The 24,076-nt window shown below is 53.1% G+C and carries 18 protein-coding genes and 3 pseudogenes; 15 read left to right on the plus strand and 6 right to left on the minus strand.

What is annotated here, in order from left to right; translation table 11 throughout:
• Window positions 1–161: 161 nt before the first annotated feature.
• The 8 genes and pseudogenes from KRAC_RS63995 (at window position 162) to KRAC_RS47735 (ending at window position 7,170) form a co-directional block, all read left to right on the plus strand.
• The gene (locus tag KRAC_RS63995; protein ID WP_007919674.1) at window positions 162–1,577 is read left to right on the plus strand and encodes a pentapeptide repeat-containing protein; all 1,416 of its coding nucleotides are present in this window, start codon (window positions 162–164) and stop codon (window positions 1,575–1,577) included.
• 234 nt (window positions 1,578–1,811) lie between these two features.
• Window positions 1,812–2,417, plus strand: a complete 606-nt coding sequence (locus tag KRAC_RS77330) for an IS4/Tn5 family transposase DNA-binding protein (RefSeq protein WP_040447314.1) — start codon at window positions 1,812–1,814, stop codon at window positions 2,415–2,417.
• A complete protein-coding gene (locus tag KRAC_RS77335) occupies window positions 2,335–2,910 on the plus strand; it encodes an IS4 family transposase (RefSeq protein WP_244422586.1) in 576 nt (191 codons plus the stop codon). The genes KRAC_RS77330 and KRAC_RS77335 overlap by 83 nt, the downstream gene beginning before the upstream one ends.
• Window positions 2,838–3,191 carry an IS4 family transposase gene (locus KRAC_RS77340; RefSeq protein ID WP_244422530.1) on the plus strand — a complete coding sequence of 118 codons (354 nt, stop codon included), beginning with the start codon at window positions 2,838–2,840 and terminating at the stop codon, window positions 3,189–3,191. The genes KRAC_RS77335 and KRAC_RS77340 overlap by 73 nt, the downstream gene beginning before the upstream one ends.
• Window positions 3,192–3,741: 550 nt before the next feature.
• Window positions 3,742–3,939: pseudogene (locus KRAC_RS79100) on the plus strand (hypothetical protein); the annotation flags it as partial.
• 324 nt (window positions 3,940–4,263) lie between these two features.
• Window positions 4,264–4,671: a helix-turn-helix domain-containing protein gene (locus KRAC_RS74130; RefSeq protein WP_040442046.1), complete on the plus strand. Its 408-nt coding sequence runs from the start codon at window positions 4,264–4,266 to the stop codon at window positions 4,669–4,671.
• Window positions 4,616–5,599 carry an integrase core domain-containing protein gene (locus tag KRAC_RS47730; protein ID WP_040447319.1) on the plus strand — a complete coding sequence of 328 codons (984 nt, stop codon included), beginning with the start codon at window positions 4,616–4,618 and terminating at the stop codon, window positions 5,597–5,599. Before KRAC_RS74130 ends, KRAC_RS47730 begins: the two co-directional genes overlap by 56 nt.
• A gap of 199 nt (window positions 5,600–5,798) precedes the next feature.
• Window positions 5,799–7,170, plus strand: a pseudogene (locus KRAC_RS47735) (zinc ribbon domain-containing protein).
• Window positions 7,171–7,289: 119 nt separating this feature from the next.
• Here the strand turns inward: KRAC_RS47735 and KRAC_RS80330 are convergent.
• Window positions 7,290–8,496 (minus strand): annotated as a pseudogene (locus tag KRAC_RS80330) (RNA-guided endonuclease InsQ/TnpB family protein).
• A gap of 383 nt (window positions 8,497–8,879) precedes the next feature.
• Between KRAC_RS80330 and KRAC_RS67900 the strand changes: the two are divergent.
• The 3 genes from KRAC_RS67900 (at window position 8,880) to KRAC_RS64000 (ending at window position 10,538) form a co-directional block, all read left to right on the plus strand.
• Window positions 8,880–9,248 carry a zinc-ribbon domain containing protein gene (locus KRAC_RS67900; protein WP_007919683.1) on the plus strand — a complete coding sequence of 123 codons (369 nt, stop codon included), beginning with the start codon at window positions 8,880–8,882 and terminating at the stop codon, window positions 9,246–9,248.
• A gap of 5 nt (window positions 9,249–9,253) precedes the next feature.
• Window positions 9,254–9,436, plus strand: a complete 183-nt coding sequence (gene rpsU, locus KRAC_RS47750) for a 30S ribosomal protein S21 (RefSeq protein ID WP_007919684.1) — start codon at window positions 9,254–9,256, stop codon at window positions 9,434–9,436.
• A 208-nt stretch (window positions 9,437–9,644) separates the two neighbouring features.
• Complete coding sequence (locus tag KRAC_RS64000; protein ID WP_007919685.1) at window positions 9,645–10,538, plus strand: pentapeptide repeat-containing protein; 894 nt, start codon at window positions 9,645–9,647, stop codon at window positions 10,536–10,538.
• Between the two features lie 129 nt (window positions 10,539–10,667).
• On the opposite strand, the gene KRAC_RS47760 is transcribed toward KRAC_RS64000, so the two are convergent.
• Window positions 10,668–11,156: a GNAT family N-acetyltransferase gene (locus KRAC_RS47760; RefSeq protein WP_007919686.1), complete on the minus strand. Its 489-nt coding sequence runs from the start codon at window positions 11,154–11,156 to the stop codon at window positions 10,668–10,670.
• A 555-nt stretch (window positions 11,157–11,711) separates the two neighbouring features.
• On the opposite strand from KRAC_RS47760, the gene KRAC_RS47765 reads away from it, so the two are divergent.
• A complete protein-coding gene (locus KRAC_RS47765; protein WP_007919687.1) occupies window positions 11,712–15,830 on the plus strand; it encodes a DUF6788 family protein in 4,119 nt (1,372 codons plus the stop codon).
• Window positions 15,831–18,069: 2,239 nt separating this feature from the next.
• Here the strand turns inward: KRAC_RS47765 and KRAC_RS47770 are convergent.
• Together KRAC_RS47770 and KRAC_RS47775 are read right to left on the minus strand one after the other, a co-directional pair.
• Window positions 18,070–18,936, minus strand: coding sequence for a DinB family protein (locus tag KRAC_RS47770; protein ID WP_157507962.1), 867 nt, complete (start codon window positions 18,934–18,936; stop codon window positions 18,070–18,072).
• 188 nt (window positions 18,937–19,124) lie between these two features.
• Window positions 19,125–20,309, minus strand: a complete 1,185-nt coding sequence (locus tag KRAC_RS47775; protein WP_007919696.1) for an IS256 family transposase — start codon at window positions 20,307–20,309, stop codon at window positions 19,125–19,127.
• Window positions 20,310–20,609: 300 nt separating this feature from the next.
• On the opposite strand from KRAC_RS47775, the gene KRAC_RS80335 reads away from it, so the two are divergent.
• The 3 genes from KRAC_RS80335 (at window position 20,610) to KRAC_RS78815 (ending at window position 21,366) form a co-directional block, all read left to right on the plus strand.
• Window positions 20,610–20,720 (plus strand): IS1 family transposase, encoded by a 111-nt coding sequence (locus tag KRAC_RS80335; protein WP_075164632.1) that lies wholly within the window; start codon window positions 20,610–20,612, stop codon window positions 20,718–20,720.
• A gap of 51 nt (window positions 20,721–20,771) precedes the next feature.
• Complete coding sequence (locus KRAC_RS78810) at window positions 20,772–21,077, plus strand: IS1 family transposase (protein WP_083815135.1); 306 nt, start codon at window positions 20,772–20,774, stop codon at window positions 21,075–21,077.
• Window positions 21,078–21,141: 64 nt separating this feature from the next.
• Window positions 21,142–21,366, plus strand: a complete 225-nt coding sequence (locus KRAC_RS78815; protein ID WP_157507964.1) for an IS1 family transposase — start codon at window positions 21,142–21,144, stop codon at window positions 21,364–21,366.
• Window positions 21,367–21,376: 10 nt separating this feature from the next.
• On the opposite strand, the gene KRAC_RS47785 is transcribed toward KRAC_RS78815, so the two are convergent.
• Together KRAC_RS47785 and KRAC_RS64005 are read right to left on the minus strand one after the other, a co-directional pair.
• On the minus strand, window positions 21,377–21,733 hold the full coding sequence (locus KRAC_RS47785; RefSeq protein WP_007919698.1) for a hypothetical protein: 357 nt from the start codon (window positions 21,731–21,733) through the stop codon (window positions 21,377–21,379).
• A gap of 272 nt (window positions 21,734–22,005) precedes the next feature.
• Window positions 22,006–24,072, minus strand: a complete 2,067-nt coding sequence (locus tag KRAC_RS64005) for a serine/threonine-protein kinase (protein ID WP_007919700.1) — start codon at window positions 24,070–24,072, stop codon at window positions 22,006–22,008.
• Window positions 24,073–24,076: the final 4 nt, after the last annotated feature.

Genomic DNA, 24,076 nt, shown 5'->3' on the forward strand with positions numbered 1-24,076 from the left:
GTAGAAGCAAATTTCATTTGAGAGAATTTGCCTGCTTGTACGTTTATGCTTTGTAGAGGATAGAGCCGCGAGACTGAGGCTGTTGTTTACGCGCGGCATGTCTTACAATATCTACAATACAAGCAAATCTTTTGATTATCGCCTGGAGGGGGGCAAGGGCAATGGCAAACCAGCAACATTTAGATATTCTGCGCCAGGGTGTTGAGGCGTGGAATGCGTGGCGCAAGCAGGCACCGGGAATCAAGCCAGACCTGAGTGAGGCCACGCTCTGGGAGATCGACCTGATGGGGGCCGATCTGAGCCAGACAAATTTTAGCGGAGCCAATCTTGTGCGTGCATCATTGCAGGGAGCGCGCCTCGAAAATGCCGTCTTGTACCGCACAAGCCTCTTCAAGGCCGATCTAAGCGAGGCAAGCATCCGCGAGGCCAACATGACGGGTGCCAATCTGAGCGGAGCCACCCTCCACAAGGCTGATTTGCAGCGAGTTATTCTCTATCGCGCCACCCTCGCGGGGGCGAACCTCTTTGACACCACACTTCACGAGGCCAATCTCTGCCAGGCAGACCTGCGCAAGGCGAACCTGTCCATGGCCCGTATGCATCACACTGACCTGAGCGGAGCCAACCTGACAGGCGCTATCCTGGAAGGCATCGACCTCAAGGACGCCGTGGCTCATAAAGCCAATTTTACTGGCGCCAACCTGAGCGATGGCCTGCTGGACCAGGCCAACCTGAGCGAGTCCGACCTCTCCAACGCCAACCTGCACAATAGTATTCTCGATGAGACCGATCTCTCCAAGGCCATTCTGCGCGGAACGACCTTGAGCAAGGCCAGCCTGATTGGCACAAAGCTGCGAGGAGCCACGCTGGAGCGCGTCGACCTGAGCAATGCCAATCTTGTGCAGAGCGATCTGCGTGAGGCTATGCTGGCTCACTGCCTGGTCTATGGCATTAACGCCTGGGACATTCAACTGGAAGGCGCGCGCCAGCAGGAGTTGATTATTACCAACGCAGGCGAGCATGAGCCGGTGATTACTGTGGACGACCTGGAGACGGGCCAGATGCTCTATCTCCTGCTCAAGCAGACGCACTCGCGGGTCGCCTTTGGCTGTGCCATGCCTAAAGGTGTGCTTGTCCTGGCGCGACGTGATGGTGGTTATGAGGAGGCACAGAGCATCGCCGCCCGCCTGCGTGAGCTAGACTATCAACCTATCCTGGTGGAGCTGAGTGCCGCGCAGGGCGAGAAAGCCTGGGAGATGCTCCAGCGCCTGGCAAGCGTCGTTGGCTTTGTCATAGCTGATATCGGCGGTCCCGAGATCGCGCCCGAATTGATCACACTCTCCCAGCGCGGGCAGACGCCCATCATCCCCTTCGCCTCGGCGCGGGCGGATAGCCAGGCCCTGCGTGGTAGCGCTCTCTTTGCCCAGCCCTGGGTCTATCGACCCCCCTTCTTCTACCAGCAGCCCGAAGAGCTAAGCACTACCCTGCCGGAGCGCATGGTCTCGACCGCCCAGAGCCGCCTGCAAGAGCGCCAACAACTGCTTGAGCGCCTCTTCCCTCACCTCAAGGAGGCGTAGATGGTGTGTCCAACAAAGCAACAGAGAATGTGTAGGGGCCATACTTGCATGGCTGTGTTCGCACAATAGGAGCGTTTCTCCAGAGAAAAATTCACAGAAAAACTCATGTATTGACAGAATTAGGTCTTATCTTCTTTTTGCCATCATTCTGCTTGGGCTTATCAGACCGAGCGTAAGACCCCTGCCTTCAGGCCTGTCTCTTTTACGGATTTAACAAACTGCTAGAATAGGAAGATGAACACACAAGACCTCCTGGACCCAGAACGCTGGGCCCAAAAGACGTTCGGGCCGGCCAGGCTCAAGGATATTCGGCGAACGGGACGAGCCGTCAAGGCGGCTCGTCGCATGGCTGAGAATGCCTCGGCCTCCTTGCTGGCCCAAATGCAGACCTGGAAGGATGTGATGGCCTTGTATCGCTTGCTCGATGAAGACGATGTCACATTTGAGGCCCTCATGCAGCCTCACTGGCAGCAGACCTGCGAACACATTGAGATGCAATCCGTTGTCCTGCTCGTGCAGGACACCACACAGGTCGACTTGAGCAACCACCCCAAAACCACAGGTCTGGGTCAGGTTGGCAACGAGCGGGGACGAGGGTTGTATCTGCAAACAGTGCTCGCTGTACGAGCTGAGAGTGGCCAGGTGATGGGCTGTGCCATGCAGGAGTCCTTTGTACGTACTCCTGCCCCCCAGGGCGAGACACGAGACCAGCGACGGCAACGCGCGCCAACGGGAGACGGATGTCTGGGTGCGTTTGGTGAGGCGGTTGGGCCGCTTTCGGCCAGAGCTTCTCGTGATTCATGTTGGAGATCGCACCGCCGACCTGTTCGCGTTTTTTGAGGCATGCCAAGCCACACAGACCCACTTTTTGGTACGAGGCATGCAAAACCGGCGCGCCTACGAGGAACATGGAGAAGCAACGCATGTGTTTGATGAGATCCGCTCCTGGCTCTCTCAAGAGACACACCCTTTGAACGTGCCTGCTACTCATGGCAGAAGCGCTCGTTGCACCCAGGTTCATCTCGCATTTGGATCGTTGAGTGTGTTGCCCCCTCGCAATGAGCCAAGTGCAAGCACCACCCCATTGCCTCTTTGGGCGGTGCGCGTTTGGGAAGAGTCGACTCCAACTGGTGAAGAGCCCTTGGAGTGGATCCTGCTGACATCGGTGCCGACGACCACCCTTGCTCAGGCCTGGGAACGAGTCGAGTGGTACAAACATCGTTGGGTGGTTGAGGAATATCATCAGTGCCTCAAAACAGGATGTCGTCTGGAGGAACGCCAATTGCAACGTGCAGAACGCATCATGCGGTTGTTGGGATTGCTTCTCCCTTAGCCGTACGATTGCTGCAACTGCGAGATCTTTCCCGCCAAGAACCCCAGGTGCCGGCGTCTGAGGGGTTCGAAGCCGATGTACTCGCCGTGGTCGCGGCGCAAACGGGCCACTCGCCCACACAGATGACCATGGAAGCCGCTTGGAAAGCCGTTGCTCAAATGGGAGGCTATTTGGCCCGCCGCAGCGATGGTCCTCCCGGCTGGAAACCCCTTTGGAGAGGTTGGCTTCGCGTTCAAACCCTTCTTGAAGGGGTGCGACTCGCTTCTCATCTTCGTTTGTAATTTGTGTAGAAGAGACAGGCCTTCAGGCATGGGGATACAAACGAGTCCTTTTCTGGTGGATAGGGTTGTGGGGGATACACCCGTATTGACATACTCACTCTTCTCCGATAGACTAGAACAAGTGTTTTTGTACATACACAAATGAAAAGTGTTTCCTGGGTTCGTAGGTAAATTCGCGTCCTATGGTAAAAATGCTTGCGTACACGTGTTCCTGTACCTCTCGAAAGGTCTTTAAGAGCCCACAAGCCGCATGCGCACACAAGAGAGTAACACACCATAGGCTCGGACGGAGCCTGAAGGCGCGCTTCGGCTTGCTGAGAAGCCCCCGGATGTATCCGTGGGGAGTCGTCACTGGTTGGACCCTTTGATACTGCTGACACAACGGGCTTTAGCCCGCCGCAAGCTGCGCCGTTTCAACGGCGGCAGTGAGGCGTGTCCCGGCTTTCGCCCTTGCATAGCACAATATAGAACGTATGTTTGACAACTCCAATACATTGGAGTATACTCTACAAGAGACACGATATATTTGTTTGAGAGAAACGTACGAAACATGGCAAAAGCCACGAAAACAATCAGACAAGCATTGCAGTATCCGCCACAGTCAGCCCACTCCTTCGCAGAGAATCAGGCCCTCTACAATCGTGTCGTGGCCTTCTACTTTGAGGCCATCCAGGCCCATGAGGGCATCCTCTCTCTCAAGAGCAAGGAGGCCCTCACTGCCCTGGAGAAACTCACCCATGCGACGGAGAAGTGTATTGTTTTCCGACTTTGGCTCTCGCAAAAGTACTTGAGATCGAAAAAGCAAACAAGCTATGAATATCGCACTTGCTCGCTTGTTTTAGCAAGCAAACAGTAAATTTGCGCTTCCTTGATTGCTTGAAATAAGCAAGCAAGTAGTAAAAAGAGAGCCTGCTCGCTTCTCAAAATCAAGCGAGCAGGCTCTCTTTTTACTCCTTGCTTCTCACTGTGAAATAGCCCTTGTCCGCTTGCTCGACTCCCTTCCCTTTCATCAGGTAAACTCCATGACAGGTGATCGTTTTCTCTGCTCTCCGCTTCTCAGAAAGGGAGTGTTATGGAAGTTGAATATGTTGGAAAGCGTGCTCACCTCTTCCACCTGCTTCAGCAGCATCCTGAGTGGACACTTCAGCAGTATGCTGATGCGGTCGGCTGCTCTGTGAGCATGGTTTGTACCTGGCGTCAGCGGTTTCGAGAAGCCCAAGCCCAGGGAGCGCTCGATGCTTCCATCTTCTTTTCTCGCTCTCGCGCCCCTCACCATCACCCTCCTCGCATTGACACTGAGGTCAAAGAGCGGGTGCTCTCGATCCGTCAGGCTCCCCCAGAGCCGTTGCAGCGCACGCCTGGACCACTGGCGATCCTGTATTATCTGCAGCGAGATGCGCGCCTTGCAGGCAAAAAAGGCCCGCTTGCCTCGTTCGACACGCACCATCTGGCGCATCCTGGATGCTGCAGGAGCCATTGAGCGCGATCCCCCTCGTCAACGCTCTCCGCGCCTGCCAAGAGCCCCTTTGGAAGAAGTCCAACTCGACTTCAAAGACATTTCTACCGTTCCTGCTGATCTGCATGATCCTGATGCCAAGCGGCAGCATGTGATCGAAGCGTGCAACTTTGTCGACGCGGGCACCTCCCTCTTGCTCGATGCCCAGGTTCATGAAGATTTTCACGCGGAAACGGCCTTCCAGGCGGTGGTCGCCTTCTTGCGTCGCTATGGCTGTCCTAGCATCTTGACTTTTGATCGCGATCCCCGCTGGGTGGGAAGTGCAACAGCACGCGATTTTCCCTCGGCCCTGTGCCAATTTCTCTTGTGTGTCGGCGTGCAACCCAATATCTTGCCACCACGCCACCCGGAACTTAACTGCTATGTGGAGCGCTATCATCGGACCTACAAAGAAGAATGTCTGTTCGTACATCGTCCTGGGACCCTCGAAGAGGTGCGCAACGTTACCGAGGCCTTTGAGCACTTCTACAACACACAACGTCCTCATCAGGGGCGCAGTTGTCGCAATCGTCCTCCCAGCCAGGCGCATCCTGTTCTGCCCACCTTACCCGCGCTTCCAGCTGTGGTCGACCCGGATGCCTGGTTACAAGCGGTTCACGGGCGGACCTATGCACGACGCGTCAAGTCAGACGGTCGCGTGAGCGTTGATGGGGCTGACTATTCCATCAAGCAAGCACTGGCTGGACAGCTCATCACCTTGTGTGTCAATGCAGTTGAGCGCTGCTTCGAGGTTCTGCAGCATGAGAGCATCATCAAGCAGCTTCCCATCAAAGGGCTGCAAGGCCAACGGATGCCGCTCGATGACTACATTGCCTTGATGCAAGAGCGCGCTCGTTCAGAGGAACGACAGCGCATGATGAACCTGCGACGGCGACACCTCCAGGCGCGATAATCTTTGTGCTTGCTTGCGGGAGTAGATTCGTCGAGGAGACTGCTGTCCACTTTTCTGCTTGCTCGTTTGCTCTTCATCACTTGCGCGCCTACTTTTCTCCCTTCCTGGACGACTCTTTCCTCATTTTTCTCGCTCATGTTCTCATGCTTACTCGTTTGCTTTTTGCTTGAGCGCTTGTTTTTTGTAATCTCAAGTACTCTTGCAAGAGCTGAAGTCGGAAAACAATACAGAGAAGGGCCCCCATCCCATTCTGCCACTCTCCGACATCGCCCCGGATATCCCCGCGATGTTCCGGCGCGCCGCCATCAATGCGGCCCTTGGCTCTGCTCGCGCCTTTTTCTCCTCGCTCAAACAGTGGCGAGCACGCAAAGAGAAGCACGAGGCCAAACCATGCAAAAAGGGCAAGAAGAAGCAGCCGTTCAGGGAGCGGCCACCGGTCCCGCCGCGCACCTGGAACAAGTCGGCCTCCTTCTATGCGGGCTTGTGGAAAGAACGCTCTCAGCACTCCATCATGCTCAGAGTGTGGACTGGCTCGTGCTGGTCCTGGCTCAAAATTGGTGCGCTTTCTCGCGATATTCCCGAGGGGTACGCGATGGGCAGTCCACAGCTTGTTCGCAAAGGGGATCGCTGGTGGTTACATACTCCCATTGAGAAGACCTTCGAGGCTCCCGCAAAGAGCGGAGAGCAACTCACCACCGCCCAGACACGTCTCTGCGCGGTGGATCTCAATCTCGACAAGCATCTGGCTGTGTGCAGCGTCCAGACGGTTGACGGCACCATCCTGGCTACTTCCTTCATTGGAAATGGCACAGCGGTATCGGGCTGTAGGAAGAAACTGCTTGGACGTATTGCACACAACCGATCTCAGACTGGCATCATTGCCGAAGGGGAACAGGACAATGCCGACCTCTGGGCCAAAATCAGGCACGTGGACGAACAGATCGCGCACCAGGTGAGCGCCCGCATTGTCCAGTTCGCCATCGAGCAGCAAGCAAGCATACTGGTCTTCGAGCATCTAGGCAACCTGCGCCCGGAAAAAGGCACGTATTCGCGCCGCGGCAACAGGAAACGCGCCTACTGGATGCGCAGGGCGCATCTTCAAGTACGCGAAGTACAAGGCGTGGAATGCAGGTGGTCTCATCACGTGCCGCGTCAATCCGCGCAATACGAGCCGGGAATGCCATCGCTGTCACGCGCCCGTCATTCGCTACAATGAGGGCGAGCCGGTTGAGGGATACACGCCCGGCGCGGCGCTTTGCCTGTGCCCACAATGCCAGATGCGCGACCATGCCGACCGCAATGCCAGTCTGAGAATCGGGCAGCGCTTGAGAGAGCGCTCCCAAGAACCGTTGAAGGAAAAGCCTCATGCTCGTTCGCGATGTGCGATGAGGGGGTCGAAAGACCCAGGTGTTGGGATCTCTCAGGATGCCGAACGCGAAGGGCAACCATCTCTTGCTCAAGCAAGGCAAGGGGATCACGCCAACGGGCCTGGCACCGCCCAGGGAGGATTGCGCCGGATGGGTGCGCGCCTCTCGGATATAGCTACCACACTACGCCTCCATTTTGAGTAGTTCCTACGGGACATGTCTCACGGAGGCGCTTACGGAGCCGTGTCAGAAGCTGCTGGGCTTTAGCCCATGCGGAGTGTCACTAGCGTATAACAGTTCACCTAAACAATGACAAGCATTGCTCAGTATGTGGGAGCACCCACTGGACGGACTGCCACGCCCACGATCCCTTGCCCGAAGGAGTCAGGGATTGCTTTTCGGATAATGTTGAGGCTGCCATTCACATCGGCATTGATACGCCTGCCAGTACTGGTACGAAACAAGCCACGTTTGATGCGTTTGCCCAGGTAGTGCTCATGATGGCAAATTGGCTCAAGATCAAGAAAGCTACACTTACTGGTGTGGCTTTCTTCTTGGAGGATCACATGTATTCCCACCAATTCTGCTTTCTATTTGAGCATATCAATGAAGCGAGCAAAGGGGATTTGCACAAACTGTTGATTGTTGCGCTTCCCTATGTTGATTTCTTGCTTCCACCCATCGTTCTTCCCGATTACGACTGTTCCTATACCTTCCTCAACGAGATGCTCGATGATACGATGGCTTTGGGTGTGCAAGTAATGATCAATTTTGCGTGTGCGCTTCTGGGTAAGGCGTTCTAAACGAGTGGAGGTATGACGCTTGTGCTTGCTGAGATGGCTCTGTAACCTTGCACGTTCTTTGTTATACCATTGGTTGATGTGCTTCAGCGGACGCCCGTTAACCAGCAGAGGCGTAAAGCCTGCTTTGTTTGATGTTAGCGTTGCTACGTTGTTCAATCCAATATCGATACCAGCGACGAGCAAAGGATCAACTCCTGCGTGTTTGGGTTCTTGTTCGTAGACCACTTCCATAATATAGAACCCACTACGAGGAATGATACGAGCTTGTTTGACGTTGTTCTGTTTGGTAGGAATCTCGATTCCCAGTTGTGATGGAGCAATCATTCCTCGCTTCTTGAGGGCTTTCTTCGAGAGAGCTTGTCTATCGTAAATGAGGATATTGCGCCCCTTTTGTTTGTCTTTGTACGCGAGGCAGCTTAGGACGACCTTGAAACTTCGATGGATCTTCAAACCACGCTGCAAGCCCTTTACGAAACGACTTCCAGTTCTTCTCAAGAAGCCGAAGGACATCATTGCTCACTTTACGCGGCAAGGCTTGGTAGGCTTCGGTGTCCTTCACCAGATGATAGACCTCAGCTATACTGAGGTACGTACCCGTATGGATGAAGGATTGGCGCATGCGGTAGTTCGCGAGATTATAGAGGTTTTTGGAGGCGAAGGAGGCTGCATCGATGGCAGTATACCGAGAATCACCTTTGCAGATGATATGCCGCTCAACGAGTTGCATCCTACAGCACCTCTTTTCCTTTTATTTCCCTGTATTGTACTATAAATGCCAGTATATGTCAATATTTGACAATCTATGGCACTATTTCTTAGGAAAGATCTTAACACTGATCTAATGTTGTGCTTAAGTTTTTACGGTCCCTGGCCGAACAAGATAAACGAGACATAACGCATGATTTTTCTTTCAACGGCTACGAAAGCCTCTTAAAAACGTAGCAATGTAAGATTTTTTATGTTATACTGTCACCAGACACTGTATTGGTGCATAGTTGCTCAAATTCGAGATGACCTTCTGTTATGAGACCCTTGTTTTGAAGCTGCGCGCGCGATACAGAGATTAGTTTATCGGGAAACTTTCCCTTTGTTTAGAATTGAGAGTAACACATGTCTTTAAGTGACCAGGTACTGTATTGCCGCGACTGCAATCAGGAATTCATTTTCACCGTTGGAGAGCAGGAGTTTTTCGCTAGCCGTGGTTTGACTAACACCCCCACACGTTGTCCTTCTTGCCGTTCCTCGCGCAGACAGTCTGGTGGTCGTCGTGACAGCTTTGGGTCTCAGGGTGGCGGCAGTTACCAGCAGCGCGAGCCTCGCCAGATGTACACAACCGTTTGTGCGAGCTGTGGTAACGAAGCCCAGGTTCCTTTCCAGCCTCGCGCTGACCGTCCTGTCTACTGCCGTGATTGCTATCAGGCGCAGCCTTCTTCTCAGCGTTCCTCTGGCGGCAGCAGCCGCGGTAGATCGCGCTGGTAAGCCTGATGAGTCAAGTTATTGTAGGACCAGACGATTCCTTCGAGTTTGCCCTTAAACGCTTCTCACGTAAAGTGCAGCAGGCGGGTACCCTGGCAGAGGCACGTAGACGCAGATTCTACGAAAGTCCCCAGGAGAGGCGCAAACGCAAGGCGGAGAGCTCCAAGCGCCGTCAGCGTCGCAGCCGCTAAGTCGCTTTGTCCAAACAAAAACCAAAGAAGACCCCGTCATCTATGCAGGTGGCGGGGTCTTCTTTGGTTTTTGCATGCGCAAGTAGCGGGACGGAAAAATGTTTGCCTCGTTAGGTTTTCTGTTTAGAGAATGTTTCCTCTGTGTTCATGAGGTATACTGTTGCGAGACTCATCGTGAAGATATCAGGAAGTCTGAGGGAGCGTGATTGTGAATACAGAGGAATCCACTGGCACAGGAAAATCAGCTTTCCCCTTGACGAGAGTAGATATTGAACGACTCTTAAGCACTGTCGAGAAGAGTGCTCAACTTGATCTCCATCTTCAAAATCTGCGAGAGATTGATCTCTCCTACATGGATTTGCAAGGGACAAACTTGCAAGGGGCTGACTTGCAAGGAGCTAATCTTCGAGGGGCTAATCTCTCTGAGGTGGATCTGCAAGGAGCCAATCTTAGTGAGGCAGACCTTGATGGGGCAGATCTGAGTCATGCCCATTTGGGCGATACAGAAGCGAATCGCGTGAAGTTTCACGGAGCAAAGCTCAGCTATGCGATCCTCAGAGAAGTCGATCTACGTGGATTTAACCTAACAGAACTTGACCTGGAGAATGCCGATCTGAACGGGACCGATCTGAGGGGGGCGGTGCTTCATGGAGCAAATTTACAGGGAGCAGATTTGAGTACCGTGCGCCTGGACGGCCCTGAGTTGCGAAGCGCCATCTTGCATCGTGGTGCGTTTCTCAGCACTAGAGGAGGATACCGGGGTCGAGGAAGGGAGACCAGGAAACAGGTAGCTCCGGCGGCTCAGGCCATACTCATGGAAGAACATTTTTTGCCTATTCAAGGGCAGGAGAGAAAGCAAGTTAAGCCAATCTTTTCCGAGCGGGAAGCCTACCTTTTCGGAGAGCAGGCTCTCCTGGCTGGCTCTGATCCAGAAAAACTTCGTGGACTTTTTCCACAAGGTTTTTCCTTTGCTCAGGCTCGCAACCTCTTTGACACCTGGCTCGTTCAGACGGGAAATGACTACAACGAGCAAACACTTCAGGCCATGTGGATTGGATTTGCCCATCGCATCTGTGACTTATATCATAAAAACGAATCATAAGCGAAAGATAGTTCATGATGCGGTCTGTCAATTATTCTGTCAATTATAAATTAGACATGGGAACAAGTCTGGATCTTCATAGAGGCGCCAGGTTGACGGCAAACCGTCAACCTGGCGCCTCTGCTTTGCTTATTCCCAGATGAGTTCCATTTCGGGGACGTGATTGTGTTTAATGGCGAAGCCGAGCTTTTCGTAGACGGGCTGGCCGTCCTGGGTGGCATAGAGACAAATGCGGTGTGCGCTGGTCATTTTGATAAAGGCGAGCATGTCTTGCAGGATGCGCGTGGCGAGGCCGTGTTTGCGCCAGGCGGGGGTGGTATACATGTTTAAGATGAGGGCCTCTTTGCCGGAGAAGTGCCTGGGCGAGGGTGGTTTCTCGATGAAGATGAGGCCGCCGCACGCGACGATTTCGCCCTCGGCCTCAGCGACCCAGCTATGATAACTTTCGTCGGCGATCTTTGCCAGGAAGTATCTGCGGCACTCCCCCTCCAGGGCGGAGAAGATGGCTTCATCCTTAACTTTGCGCGTCTCGCGCAGGAAGTCCAGGCGCAGGTGGACGAGGGCCTCGATGTCTTCGAGGACGGCTTTGCGGAGTGTGGGGATGGTCTGTATACTCATGTAAGATGGTTTACCCTATTCTAGTGAGAGAAAAAATACCTTAACGTCCCTCATTCTAGCACATCAATTTAAAGGTTAGCGCCGGGTGCTACTCAATCCAGATGTCGGTGGAGTAGCGGCCGCTGCTGCTCAGTTGCTGGAGCCAGGTCTTGGCCTCTGGCTGGGTGGCGCCGGTGTACTCGCGGTAGATGCGATAGAGTGTCTCGCGGACGGCGGATTTGTCGTCCCCCTAACGGGGGTATTAAAATCTTGTATAAAATTGCGCGTTTCACCCAATTCTCCTAGTGGCGCTGGTTCTTTTTCAAGGGGTTCCTCTGGTATAATGTAAGGGATTATTTCATTTTAAAGGCATAGATGGCCATTCAGGCAGGTAACTTGTACGGGCCAATCGTACCATTATATGTAGACGCGTGCGCTTGCCCCCGAATGGGGGTCAGCAGCGTCGTCGCCTAACCGGGTTGGGGGCCTTGATGGCTTTCCAGGGCTAATCATCTCATTTCATGACGTTTCGCGTATTTCATTGTATACTTCGGCGGTGTAAGGAGAGTTTGTGGGATGAATAGCAAAACGACATATCATCAGCAAGTCAGCTATTGTGGTAAGCCACGCTGCCGAAAGTGCCGCGAGGGGACGGGTCATGGGCCGTACTGGTATGCGTATAAGACGGTCGATGGGCGCACCACGCGTACATATATTGGTAAAAACCTGCCGCCGGAGATTCAGGCCCAGCTTGAGGGTCGCTCTGAGACCTCCGCGCTGGCGGAGGCCAGTTCGCAGTCTCAGGCCCTGGTCCGCATCTATGTGTTGGGCCAGTTCCGCCTGGAGCGCCGCTCTCCCCGCTCGGGCGAGTGGCAGACAGTGACGGAATCGACCTGGCAGCACCAGCGGGTGCGCGCCCTGCTGGCGTCCCTGGTCTGCGCGAATGGGCGCAAGATGGGTCGTGAGCAGATTATTGAGATGCTCTGGCAAGATCTCGATTATGAGACGGCCTCCAATCGCCTGGATCGCGCCGTCTATAGCCTGCGCCAGCTCTTTGAGCCACAACGTAGCCGTCCCGCGACCTCCCCACTCCTGCTAACCGAGCGTGAAGTCCTGGTCCTGGGCGATCAATCCCAGGTCTGGATCGATGCCGATGCCTTTGAGCAGTTGTTGACCCAGGCCAATGCATTGATACATAGCGATCCAGGACAGGCCGAGAAGCGCCTGAACGAGGCGGCGACGCTCTATGGCGGCTCCTTCCTCCCCGAGATGCGCAAGATGGAGTGGTCCGGTGCGCGCCGCAGCTCGCTACAAAGGAGCTGGATCGGCATGCTGCTGGAACTGGCCGATATGCGTACCCAGCGCGAAGCCTTTCAGGATGCCATTATACCCCTTGACCGCCTGCTCGCGGTCGATCCCACTAATGAGGCCGCCGTACAGCGCATAATGAAGCTACTGGTCCACCTGGACCGGCGCGGCGAGGCCTTGCGCGCCTATAAGCACCTGGCCCAGGTCCTGCGCCAGGAGTATAATATCGTCCCTCTGCCGGATACGCGCCAGCTCTATGAAGATCTCAAGCGTGGCAATAAGAGCGTCGCGACCGAGGTGCGCGGGTCCGCCATAGGGGTTGCCGAGCAGATCGCGAGCGCCCAGGCCACGCGCACCGGCGGTACTGAGACCAGCCCGGCCATCCAGATTGGGCGTGCCCACCAGAGTCCCTTGATTGGTCGCGAGAAGGAGCTGGCGATCCTGCGCGAGATGGTTGAGACGACCGAGCACGCCGCGCGCTTCAAGCTGACCGTGCAGAAGAAGACCATCGCCTCGACCCTGGATACCCCACGCCGTCCGCAGTGCGGTGTGCTGATGGGCGAGGTTGGCATTGGCAAGACGCGCCTGGCCGAGGAGCTGAGCCGCGAGGCACGGGGCAAGAGCTGGGCCGTGGCCTGGAGTCGTGTCTATGCCCAGGAAGGCTCGATCCCCTATCGTCTCTGGACCGAGGTGTTGCGCAAGGCCACGACCCAGGGAGCATGGCAACGCCAGGAGCTGACGCGCCGCCCCCTTGTCTTCCAGCCGCTGACCGCGCTCCTGCCCGAGCTGACGGAGTTCCTGCCGCCCGTGGCGCTGACGCCGCCCCTGCCACCTGAGCAGGAGCAGTTGCGCCTCTGGGAGGCCACACGCGAACTGCTCACACTTATCAGCGAGAGCACGCCCCTGATTATCGCCCTCGACGACCTGCAATGGGCCGATGGCAGCAGTTGCGAGCTACTGGCCTACCTGGCGCGGCGCATCCAGGGCTACCCCATCGTTATCGTCGGTACCTGCCGCGACAACGAACTCCCGCTCAATCATCCGCTTAAGGCCCTGCTCACCGACCTGCAACGCGAGCATGCCGTCGAGACCGTCAGCCTGGAACCCCTGGAGACGGAGCAGATCAGCACACTCGTCTCCTATGTCTCCAATATCTCGCAGCCCCTCGCGCAGAGCATCAGTAAGCGCGCCGATGGCAACCCCTTCTTCGCTGAGGAGCTGGCGCGTGGCCTCGGCGCGCAGTTGGCGACCGCCTCCGCCAGCACTGGCCAGAACGGTAACGGCCACACTACAGTAAGGGGCACATTAGGCAAGGTCAATGCCAATGGCGAGGAGCCTCTACCCGACACCATCTCCGCCGTGCTCGACCTGCGCCTGGAGCGCCTGAGCGACGCCTGCCGCCGCCTGTTGCAGAAGGCCGCCGTCCTGGGAGGCTCCTTCCAGTTCCAGGTCATCTGTGCTATGGAGGCCAACACGCCCGACATGGACGAAGACCTCGTGCTAGACCTGCTCGAAGAGGGCCTGACCTCTGGCATGCTCACCGAAGAGGGCACGGGCACCCGTGTCACCTACCAGTTCTGGCATCCCCTGCTCGTCAGCCACCTCTACGACAGGCTCTCAGCCGCACGCCGTGCCAGTCTGCACCGCCGCGCCGCTGATGTCTTCCAGCAGATGTACGGCGACCACGAGGAGCACGCCGCCACCATCACCGACCACCTCGTCAAGGGTGGGGCCATCTCCAGCAAAATCGCGCACTTCGCCGAGCTGGCGGCCCGCTTCTCCTACAGCCTCTCCGCCTACCCCGACGCCGAGAAGCACTACAAGATCGCCCTCGAAAACCTCGACCGCACCACCCAGAACCAGGAGCACTACGCGTACTTGCTGGAGTGCGTGGGCGAATGTACGCGATTTCAGGGAAAATTTGAAGAAGCACGTAGCTTTTATGAGCAAGCACTTGAAGAGCATAGAAAACTTAATGGTTATAATGCCTTCTCTAAGGAGGAGGCTCAAATACAAGCTTTGCTGCTATGTGAGATTGGCAGTAATTGGTACGAGGTTGGCAATGCGCAAAAAGCTCAGCAATTCTACCAGCTGAGTGAGGAGCTACTTAAAAAAGTTGATATCACAGCTGGTCATGCCTGGGCATATCTTTGGTATTGGGAGAGTCGTAATAGCTGGAGAGAAGGGAATTATAATAGGGCGAGAGAAGTGCTATTAGAAGCAATTCACCTATTTGAAGATACGACAAACCGAGGAAATAGCGGCATAGGGAAGCTTAGCTACTCAACTCAAATACAGAGGACTTTACTGGGTGACCCCGTCATCCTAGGGCGTATGTATAATCTCTTAGGAATGATTGAAACGGCTAGTGGTAGAAGTAGTGATGGACTTAATTACTACAGTAAAGCTTTGACGATTTTTGAGCAGTATGACCAGGCTAGAGATATTGCCTTGTTATCTTGCAACATGGGTGATGTGCATTTGAGAAGGGCTGAATTTGAACAATCTCAAGCTGCTTTGAGACGCTCTTTAAATCTTGCTGAGCGTGTTGGTGAGACTCAATTAATATCTTTTGCTCGCGGCAACTTAGGTGTCTTGGATGCTCGCAGGGGAAACTTGCGAGAAGCAGAAGCGGATCTAGAGCAAAGTATTGCAGATGCAGAGAGTCTTAATCAGACAGCTATTATTAGTATTATGCAAGCCACACTTGCCACAGTACAACAGGATTTAGGAAAGCTAAGTAAAGCTAGAGTTGCTTTAAGACAAGCTTTGAAGCTTAGTTATTCCATGCAAATTCCTCCGTATACAGGAATGAGTCTAGTTTCATTAGGTAACTTACGCTTAAGACAGTATTTGGAAAGCGTAATGGGCGAAGAAAATCATCTTACACAAAGCATGTTTTTGAAAAAAGCCAGGCTTACTCTGGAAAAGGCTCTCAATATTGAGGGCCTGGAAGTTGAAACGAGAATTGAGGGCCAATTGGCTCTGGCTGAAGTTTGGCTTCTAATGGGAGAAGACGTAAAGGCTGACGAGCAGGTGGAGCAAGCTTCTGCTAATATTGATAAATATGAGCTTACATGGCTGCAATGCCTTGAGCAGCGCATCCTTGGGAACGTAAAAGCACATGCAGCGAATGTAGTAGAAGCAGCTCGAAGCTATGATCATGCCTTGAGCGCTTCACGTAAATACGGTATGCGCCTTGAAGAGGCCCACACACTCTTGAGCTACGGGCAACTTCTGCTTAAGAAGCATCCTGATCTTGCAAATCACGAAGAGCAAAGTTACCAGCGTGGTATGCGCTATTTGCAAGACGCCCTGCGTATCTTCAAAGAATGTGGTGCGGAGTTGGATGCCCGGCGTGCCGAAAAGATCCTCGAAGACCTGTAAATTATGGTGGGGGTGCCCCTGCGTGTAACAATGGAATTTTTGCATTTCTGATTGAAATTTCGATTGTTTGTATCATGTGTTCTCAGGATTTGGAGGAAAAATAGAAGAAACGCTCTGGTTTTTCCATACAGCGAACACCAGAGCATCTCTCGGATGTTTTGTCTACGTTTCTGAACATCAGATATCTCTTGCGGCGTTAGAAGAAGGGAATACGAATCGCCATGAACAGCGATTACGCTGAGTATTATCACCGTACCCTGCAACAGGGGTCAAACCGGTCGTGTGTGGGCCTAAAAAGCTGTTCTATACATTCAAGCAAGAGGCGTGGGAACCTGATGCAGAGGGTTGAGGCCAGCCCTCATCTCCAGGTTCTCTCCGGTATGTGATGGAAACGAAAGAGGCCTGGGTGCTTTGAGAATATCCAACGAATGAAGGATGGGGATTTCTGTCATCATGTTGTGTCTACCTTCCATAATGATGAGGTCATGTAGTTCTTACGTATTGAATGGTCGTTGGAGAATGAGGGGAAGACAGGAAAGGGATCAACGGAAGCACCACACGACTTGCTCCTAGTATACTGAAAAGCCCGCCAAAAAGGGAAGAGGAAAACCACCCAATAGTGGGCGAAGTCATTCCCTATTTTAGGCGAACTGGGCACATGTGTGGCTTCTCCAGGTTGGTGAAGCCAAGAAAGAAAAGATGACCGGCAGACAATGATGTATGACAAAGAAAAGTCTACCTGTGTGCGCATACGCATTGAAACATGAGCAGGAGTGCCTAGTTGAAAAGCACAATGCCAAGAACTCAGGAGTATCCCATGATTTTTTTGTAAAGCGCCTGGAAGTGAGCACGCCGTGTAACCATGCCTCTCTCTCAATCGTACTACAATTGAACATGCGTTCTCTTCTATGGGAACCGCAGTGCATAAGAAGGGATATCCGGGTGGATGTTGAGTCTCTCCATTCACTCAGGGTCTCCTGGCACTGCCCGTGCGCCAGGTGGTAGCGTTGCTCTCTGGCTGCACACGATGTGAAGGCAGAAGCACCCTGTGTTCTGGGCCTGTGTGACGCGGGCCTCTTCCGATGGAAGAATAAACAGACAAATAAGGAGTTGTTCGAGAGAACGGAGCATCTCACCGCCTTCATCTCGCTCTGCACGGTGCCTCAGGGCACCTGCACGTGGCTTCGGAAGTACTGAACTGGCCCTTGCTTTTCCGAGGAAAACTGCGCCTTTCGACGGAAGAAGGATGTATGCGCGATGGGAAACGAATGAGGTGGCGCGAGAGTGTCCCCCTGCCTCCTGGTAACATCATGAAGTTACGACAAAGCCAAAGCCCTCTTCAAAAGAATGTCATCTGTTTGAGCAATGAATTCTATTATTTATAGAATTACCAAATTTTGGTATTTTCCCATCTCAATGGGCTGGAAGAACATGTCCTCGGTTGTATTCGCTACCATCACACGCTGGTCTTTTTGCCACATGTTTTCTGTCTGCTCTGGGTCCATGCGGATGCGACTGTGTCTGCGTGTATGGATGAAATGTCATCTATTCTTTTCACAACATTGAGGAGAATGAGTGTGGCACATACCAGAAGATGCCATCCCGAATGTTGGTTCTTCCGCACTTTCGATACCGCTGGCGAATCCTCCTCAGGAGCATCAAGATGGCATTGTAAAGAGCGCATCTGGATCTCAATCACGCTGAAGACGCATAGATCTTTAGCGTGATGCAGAAGAGATCAACAATTGCATCTTTTGCTGGGCATCTGCGTGGTTCGTGAATGCTAGCCGCTCCGAGAACATCCACAATACACATGTTACCTGGCTGTCTCATGGCTCTCTCCAAGGTTCGCCAGCGGTATCACTTTCCGTGCTCAACAATTTCAACATCCTGGCAAAAATCACACCCAGAGAGCGATGAGGTCTGTTTGCATTGAAAAGATGATCAAAGCCATCGAAGAAGCCTTCCTACCTCTGGTGAGGCCGTATGATACCTGGCTCTCCGTATTGTTGAGCACGGAAAGCGGAAGAACCCGAATGTTGTGTAAGGGTACAGAGAGCATTTCCAAACCAGGACTTATGCTACTTGGTTTGGAAATGCTCTCAGGAGAGTTTAAACGTAGAGGTACATTAGCTCATGCATCACCGAAAATCCCATTTTTGCCGGGTGTCTGTCATTTTTTGCAAACCGTCTTAAAGGACACCAACCTGTAGGGGTTCGATGCCCTCCAATCATTGTGTTAGCGGTGATGTATCTTGCGGGTCTGGCGGATCTCGTCGAGGTGTGCAGTGGTATGCTCGATCTGGATGGCAATCATATCGCTGAGCGTGGTTGTATGGCCCTCATCCTCCGAAGTAAACTTCCTCACGATGGAGTGATCCCAGCTGTTGGGCACGTGGAGCAGTAATTGGGTAATATGGGCCTGCACTGCTCTGATGAGAGCCAGCGAAGTCCCGATGGGTCGATGCTTGTAATCCAGCACCTCAACCCATTTTTCCTGATCGTAGGTAGGCCGTACAAAGACGCTCCCCGGATTAACCAGGACGGTTTCGATGGGCATCAGGGACAATGAGGTGCTCAGAGCAAGATGATGGATGATCTGGCGAATTGACCACTCATTGGGGGTGCGCTCCAGATCGAGATCGGCTTCGGTGAGGCCGTCAAGTGCTGCTGTAATCTCGTCGCTGAGCCCAGCGTAGGCAGCTCTCATCGCTTCGGGTGAGCGTTTCACCGGGATCACGAAAACGAAGTGATAGCCGTTGGGATCGGTCACCAGGAGTTTTCGCTCGCCACGCTCATTTTCCTCGACGCGCATATTGCTGAGTCCATCCTCGACCAGTCTGGCGTGCTGAGTTTCAAAAGTGTCAACAGAGAAGTCAAGGGTGTCACCGGGCTTGAAGACAATACGGGGTTCATCTAGAAGGCTGCGCGGATCTTCAAGATGCGGGGGAGTAAGTAACAGAAGATCATGATCGCTATCCCGTATGTAGGCTATTCCCGCATTGGGCTGAAACTCCACTAATTCGAAGTTCAGGAATTTGGTATAGAATGCAATGCTGGTCTCCACATCGAAGACTTTGATGGCTACTCGTGCTTTGTTAGGCATCTGTTTCGCCTTTCTTGACAGATATGGATTGATCAGAAAGAGAGAAATGTGTTTTCTCGCGTGGTTCAGTATACTACAGAGAACAACATTGTTACACAGGATCGTCTGCAAACATCACCTTCCTCTACTCCACCCTTTCCGGCTGGTTGCTTGTCTATCGACAACGGTCAGCGCTCAGAGCTCAGCTTTTAGCCGACCGGAATCTTTGGTAAATGAATCCCTTGCATCACGGCCCAAACAATGGTCAGACAACTGGTTTCCGTGGTGAAAGTGTCAATCTGATTGGTACGCCGCCGAACATTGCTAAACAAACTTTCAATCGCGTTGGTGCTGCGGATATAACGATGCATGACCTGTGGAAAGGCATAAAACGTCAAGAGATGCTCTTCATCTTCACTCAAGCTCCGCACCGCTTCTGGATAGCGTTGGTGGTATTTGGCTTTGAAGGCCGCCAATTCGACCAGTGCTTGCTCCTTTGTCGGTTGTTTCCAGATCCCGGCCAATTCGGCGGCGATGGGGTCCTGCTCACGCTTGGGGATAGCATTCATGACATTGCGCTGTTTATGGACCAGACAGCGCTGACGTGGTGTAGCCGTAAACAGCGCGGAAACCGCTGCGAGAAGCCCATCATGCCCATCTGTCACGATGAGATCGACCTCTGTTGCCCCGCGTGTGCGCAGGTCTTGTAACAAGCACATCCAGCCATCCTTACTCTCTTCTGCACAGGCACGCATAGCAAGGATGTCTTTGCTTCCTTCCAGATCTATCCCCAAAGTTGCTAAAATGATGGTGGAATCGACCTGATCTCCATGACGCACTTCAAAGTGGATACCATCGAGGTAGAGGACCCGCCAATGGCCTTGCAGCGTGCGTTCACGCCAGCCATCAAATTGTTCGGAAAGCCCTCGGTTCAGACGACTGACCGCACTGGCGCTGGGTGCAACTCCCATCAGTGTTTGCACTACTTCCCCCACTTTCTGGGTGCTCGTGCCACTCACAAACATCTGGATCAACCCATCTGCTACCTGCTGTTCATAGCGATTATACTGGTCAAAGATCTGCGTATGAAACTCTCCCGCGCGATCTCTGGGAACCTGAAGATCTTCGATCTGACCTGAGGTGGTCGCCAAATCACGTGTGTAGCTTCCATTACGGTACCCTTTCCGTTCTGCGCAACACTCTCCCCATTCGGCTCCCAGAAACAGGGTGAGTTCTTCACGCATGATTGCTTCCATGACCATCTGTGTTGCACTCCGTATCTGTTCACGTAAATGCTGATGAAAGGTTTGCTGTACCAGTTGTTGAGAGGAAGATAGCTCTTCTGCTGTTGGGTTCGGCTTGGCTGTGGTATGCTGCTTCTTGTTCGCGGGCATGGTCTTCTCCTTTTTGAGAATTGAGTGAAATGTTCTAAAGGAACTCCATGACTGTAGTATCGCCTCTACTCTACCTCCTTGAACAGCCATCCCTTTACACACAACTCGGGATCTTCCGCACTTTCCGTGCTGAGCTTGCAACCCCTATTCGTAGAAAAAGATGGAGGGAAATAGTTTTGTCTCCAATCAATCATAAATGAGGTGCTCCGTCTTGCCAACGCTTCCGTTTTCCGGTAGTGGCCAAAAAGGGAATGATGCAGTAGAGTAAGAGTATCATACATGCGAGAGGCCAAACGTCACATGGTAACAGTCATCGTTCATTGTCCCCATTGTGGGAGCGACGCGCTCGTGCGTAACGGCCGATCCCCCAATGGAAAGCAGAAATACCGTTGTCGTGTTTGTCAGAGGTAAAGCCGGGAGAACCCGACACCACATGCCTATCCAGACAAACGCCGTGAAGAGATCTTACGTGCCTATGAAGAACGCAGCAGCTTACGTGGTCTGGAACGGATCTTTGGGGTCTCACGCAACTCGGTCATCGCGTGGATAAAAAAAGCCGCGAAGCTCCCAGCCTTGAGCGAAACGGTGATTGCTCCTGATGCCACCAATCAGACTTCGACGTTCCTGGAGTTGGATGAACTGTGGTCCTTTGTCGCGAAAAAAACGTGTCAGGCGTGGATATGGATTGCGTTGTGCCGAGAGAGCCGTCAAGTGGTCGCCTATGTCATTGGGGATCGCAGCCAAGCCACCTGTCGCCGTTTATGGTAGGCTATTCCACCCGCCTATCGTGCAGGGCACTGCTTCACCGATTTTTTGGGGAGCATACCAGGCGGTGATCCCAGAAGAGCAGCACACAGCTGCCGGAAAGGAAACCGGTGAAACAGCCCATGTGGAACGGTGGAATAATACCCTCCGACAACGCCTGGCGCGCTTTGTCCGCAAAACGCTGTCTTTCTCCAAATCGCTGGTGATGCACGATGCTTGTCTAAAGCTCTTTCTCCATCGGTACAACGTTGAGCGAGCTATCAGCTTCAGGCTCTTGCATCGTGTTGGATAGGGAAAGCGAATTAAGCTGGGAGTTCCATATCCATCCAGACTTCCTGCCCAGATGCTTTATAACCATGAATATTCCAGACATACATTCTGGCGGCCAAGGCGGAGAAACCGAGAGAGGTAGCCACCAGGCTGCCTTTCTGGAAGTGCCCTGCGAGTCCTATTATATACATGGGACCGTTCGGAGGACTATCCGTCTCCGTCTTCTTGACTGAGACAATCGCAGGTGAGGATTCACCGTAATGTTTGGCCACTTGTTGGGCAATAGTCTTAGGATCCAGGAGAGTTTGCCCTGTTGTGCAAGCACTTAAGACGGTGCTTCCAAAAAAGAGCGTGGCAAGCCGTTTTATGAGTATTCGACGAGAGATCATGATTTACCAAATCCTATCGTTTTCTCGTGATTATACCAGGATTTTACGCCACTTTGGTGATCATTTTACTGATCCTATATTGGCGCTTAACGTCGAGTCGGGAGAGGGAATGATGGAGAAGGGAAGGATATCATTCTCTTTTTCGCCACTACCCGATATTGCGTCTTTTGCCTGCTCGAAACAGTAAAAGATTGCTATTCACGTCGAGCCATCCCGTCAAAAAAGCGTAACCGAAATGATTTTGAGCTTGCTAATTGGCCGTCCCAAATCTACTATACCGCTTGCCACACCTCGATGCTGCCGTTGCCACAACCGCTGGCGATCATGCGTCCATCAGGTGACCAGGCAGTGCTGCCGATGTCTGATATATGGGGGGCATATGTATAGAGTACTTTTCCTGTTGTGGCATTCCAGATAAAAAGCGCTCCGGATTGTCCATAGGAGGCAATTTTCTGGCCATCGGGCGACCAACTGTGGCCTGTGTAAAAACACACTTTATCGAATGAGGCAATCCTCTGGCTAGTGAGCAGATCCCAGATTTGAGGCGGCTTGCGCCAGTGCATGCTAATGCAGCGTTGGCTGTTGGGCGACCAGAAATAAGGGAACTCGGGAAAGCTTCCGGTGCCACCCTCTGTGGGATCTTGTGAGATCTGGTTCATATCTGCGAGGCGATAGGCAGTACCGATGATCTGCTTACCGTTGTTAACGAGGATGTACTTGCCATCTGGTGAAACTGAGCAGGTGCTGTTTGGATCGATCACTTCTAGCGTAAATTTCTGGATAGTGCTTATATTTTTGAATGGGTTCCAATAAATGACTTGTCCGCTTATGCCTCCTATGGCAAGAATCTGATTGGTTTCGTGCCAGTAGATCTGGGTGATGATGCTGGTATCACTATCGAGTGAAGCCACATGTTTGCCGGTTGCCGATTCCCAGACCTGGAGCGAAGCACTGCTGGTTGCTTTATCTCCGACGCCACCGGAGGCGATATATTTACCATCTGGCGACCAGGCTAAAGTGTATATATTGGCGGTATGGCCCCGATAAATGATTGGGTGTTTGCCGGTCAAGGCATCCCAGACGTGAATCAGGTGTTCCTTGCTAACTGTTACGTTTGTTGGGGGATCTACAAGAGGGAGAATGTCGCTGCTAGCAGAGGCGATGCGTGTGCCGTCTGGTGACCAGCCCAGCGCGTAAATAGAGGCGTTCTGCTTGTGATAGATATTATAGGTGCTACCTTGTGGTCGTGCTGATTGCATGGTTGCCGTAGGCTTAGGCTGCGGCAGGTTGACAGTTGTGTGTGTGGCTTGAGAATTTTTGAACCAGAGCAGACTACTGGCTCCGGCCACACCGAGGACAGTGATACCGATGCTACCAGAGATAAGTAGAGCACGGCGTGAGGTTATTTTGTTGGTGGCTGGATTTTCTGGAAGCGCAGGCTGAGTGGAAGTAGTGAGCGCTGCACTTTCCTGTTGGGTGGGGTCAGCCAGAGGGGCCGGATGCGTCGGGAGCAGTTGTTCGCGGTTGACTGTCTGATGTGTACCATCATATGCGTCTTCAAGGGCTTTGGCGAAGGCACCGACGCTGGGATAGCGTTGTGCTGGCTCCTTGGCGAGGGCACGCAGGACTACGGTCTCGATTTCTGGGGGCAGCTCAGACACGTGCTTGCGCAACGAGTCGGGAGGTGTTAACGCGTGTTGCGTGGCTACCTCGATATAGTTGCCAGTGAAGGGAGGAGTACCACACAACCATTCATAGGCGATGATGCCAAGCGCGTACTGGTCGCTGGCCGGTTGGAGCTGGTGCTGCAACTGTTCTGGTGCCATATAAGCGATTGTGCCCAACAACTCTTCTCGCTGTTGCTGGCCAGCCAGAATAGTAATGCCAAAATCGCTCAAATAGAGTTGATCTTGCATCCCGAGCAGCATATTCTCTGGCTTTACATCGCCATGGGCCAGTCCACGCCTATGCAGGTAGTCCAATGCCTTTGCCATCTGCTGAATACAGGTAAGAATGGTTTCGATCGGCAAGCGTGAACCATGCGGAAAACGCTGGCGCAGGGTCCCGTGAGGTATGTATTCCATGACCAGAAAGGGCCTGTCGTGATACAGATCAAATTCGCGGATCGCGACAATATGGGGATGGCGCAGGCTGGCCAGCAGGCGTGCCTCCTGGACAAACTGTTGCGTATCCTGCTGGACTGTATTTAGCAGCTTGATTGCTGCCTCCGTTTTCAGATAAATATGCTCTCCCAGGTACACTTCCGCGAAACCACCACGCCCCAGTCGCCGCTGAACGCGATAATTGCCCACCTGAGCATTGATTAACTCTTGATCCATGTTG

Source organism: Ktedonobacter racemifer DSM 44963 (assembly GCF_000178855.1).
Classification (GTDB): domain Bacteria; phylum Chloroflexota; class Ktedonobacteria; order Ktedonobacterales; family Ktedonobacteraceae; genus Ktedonobacter; species Ktedonobacter racemifer.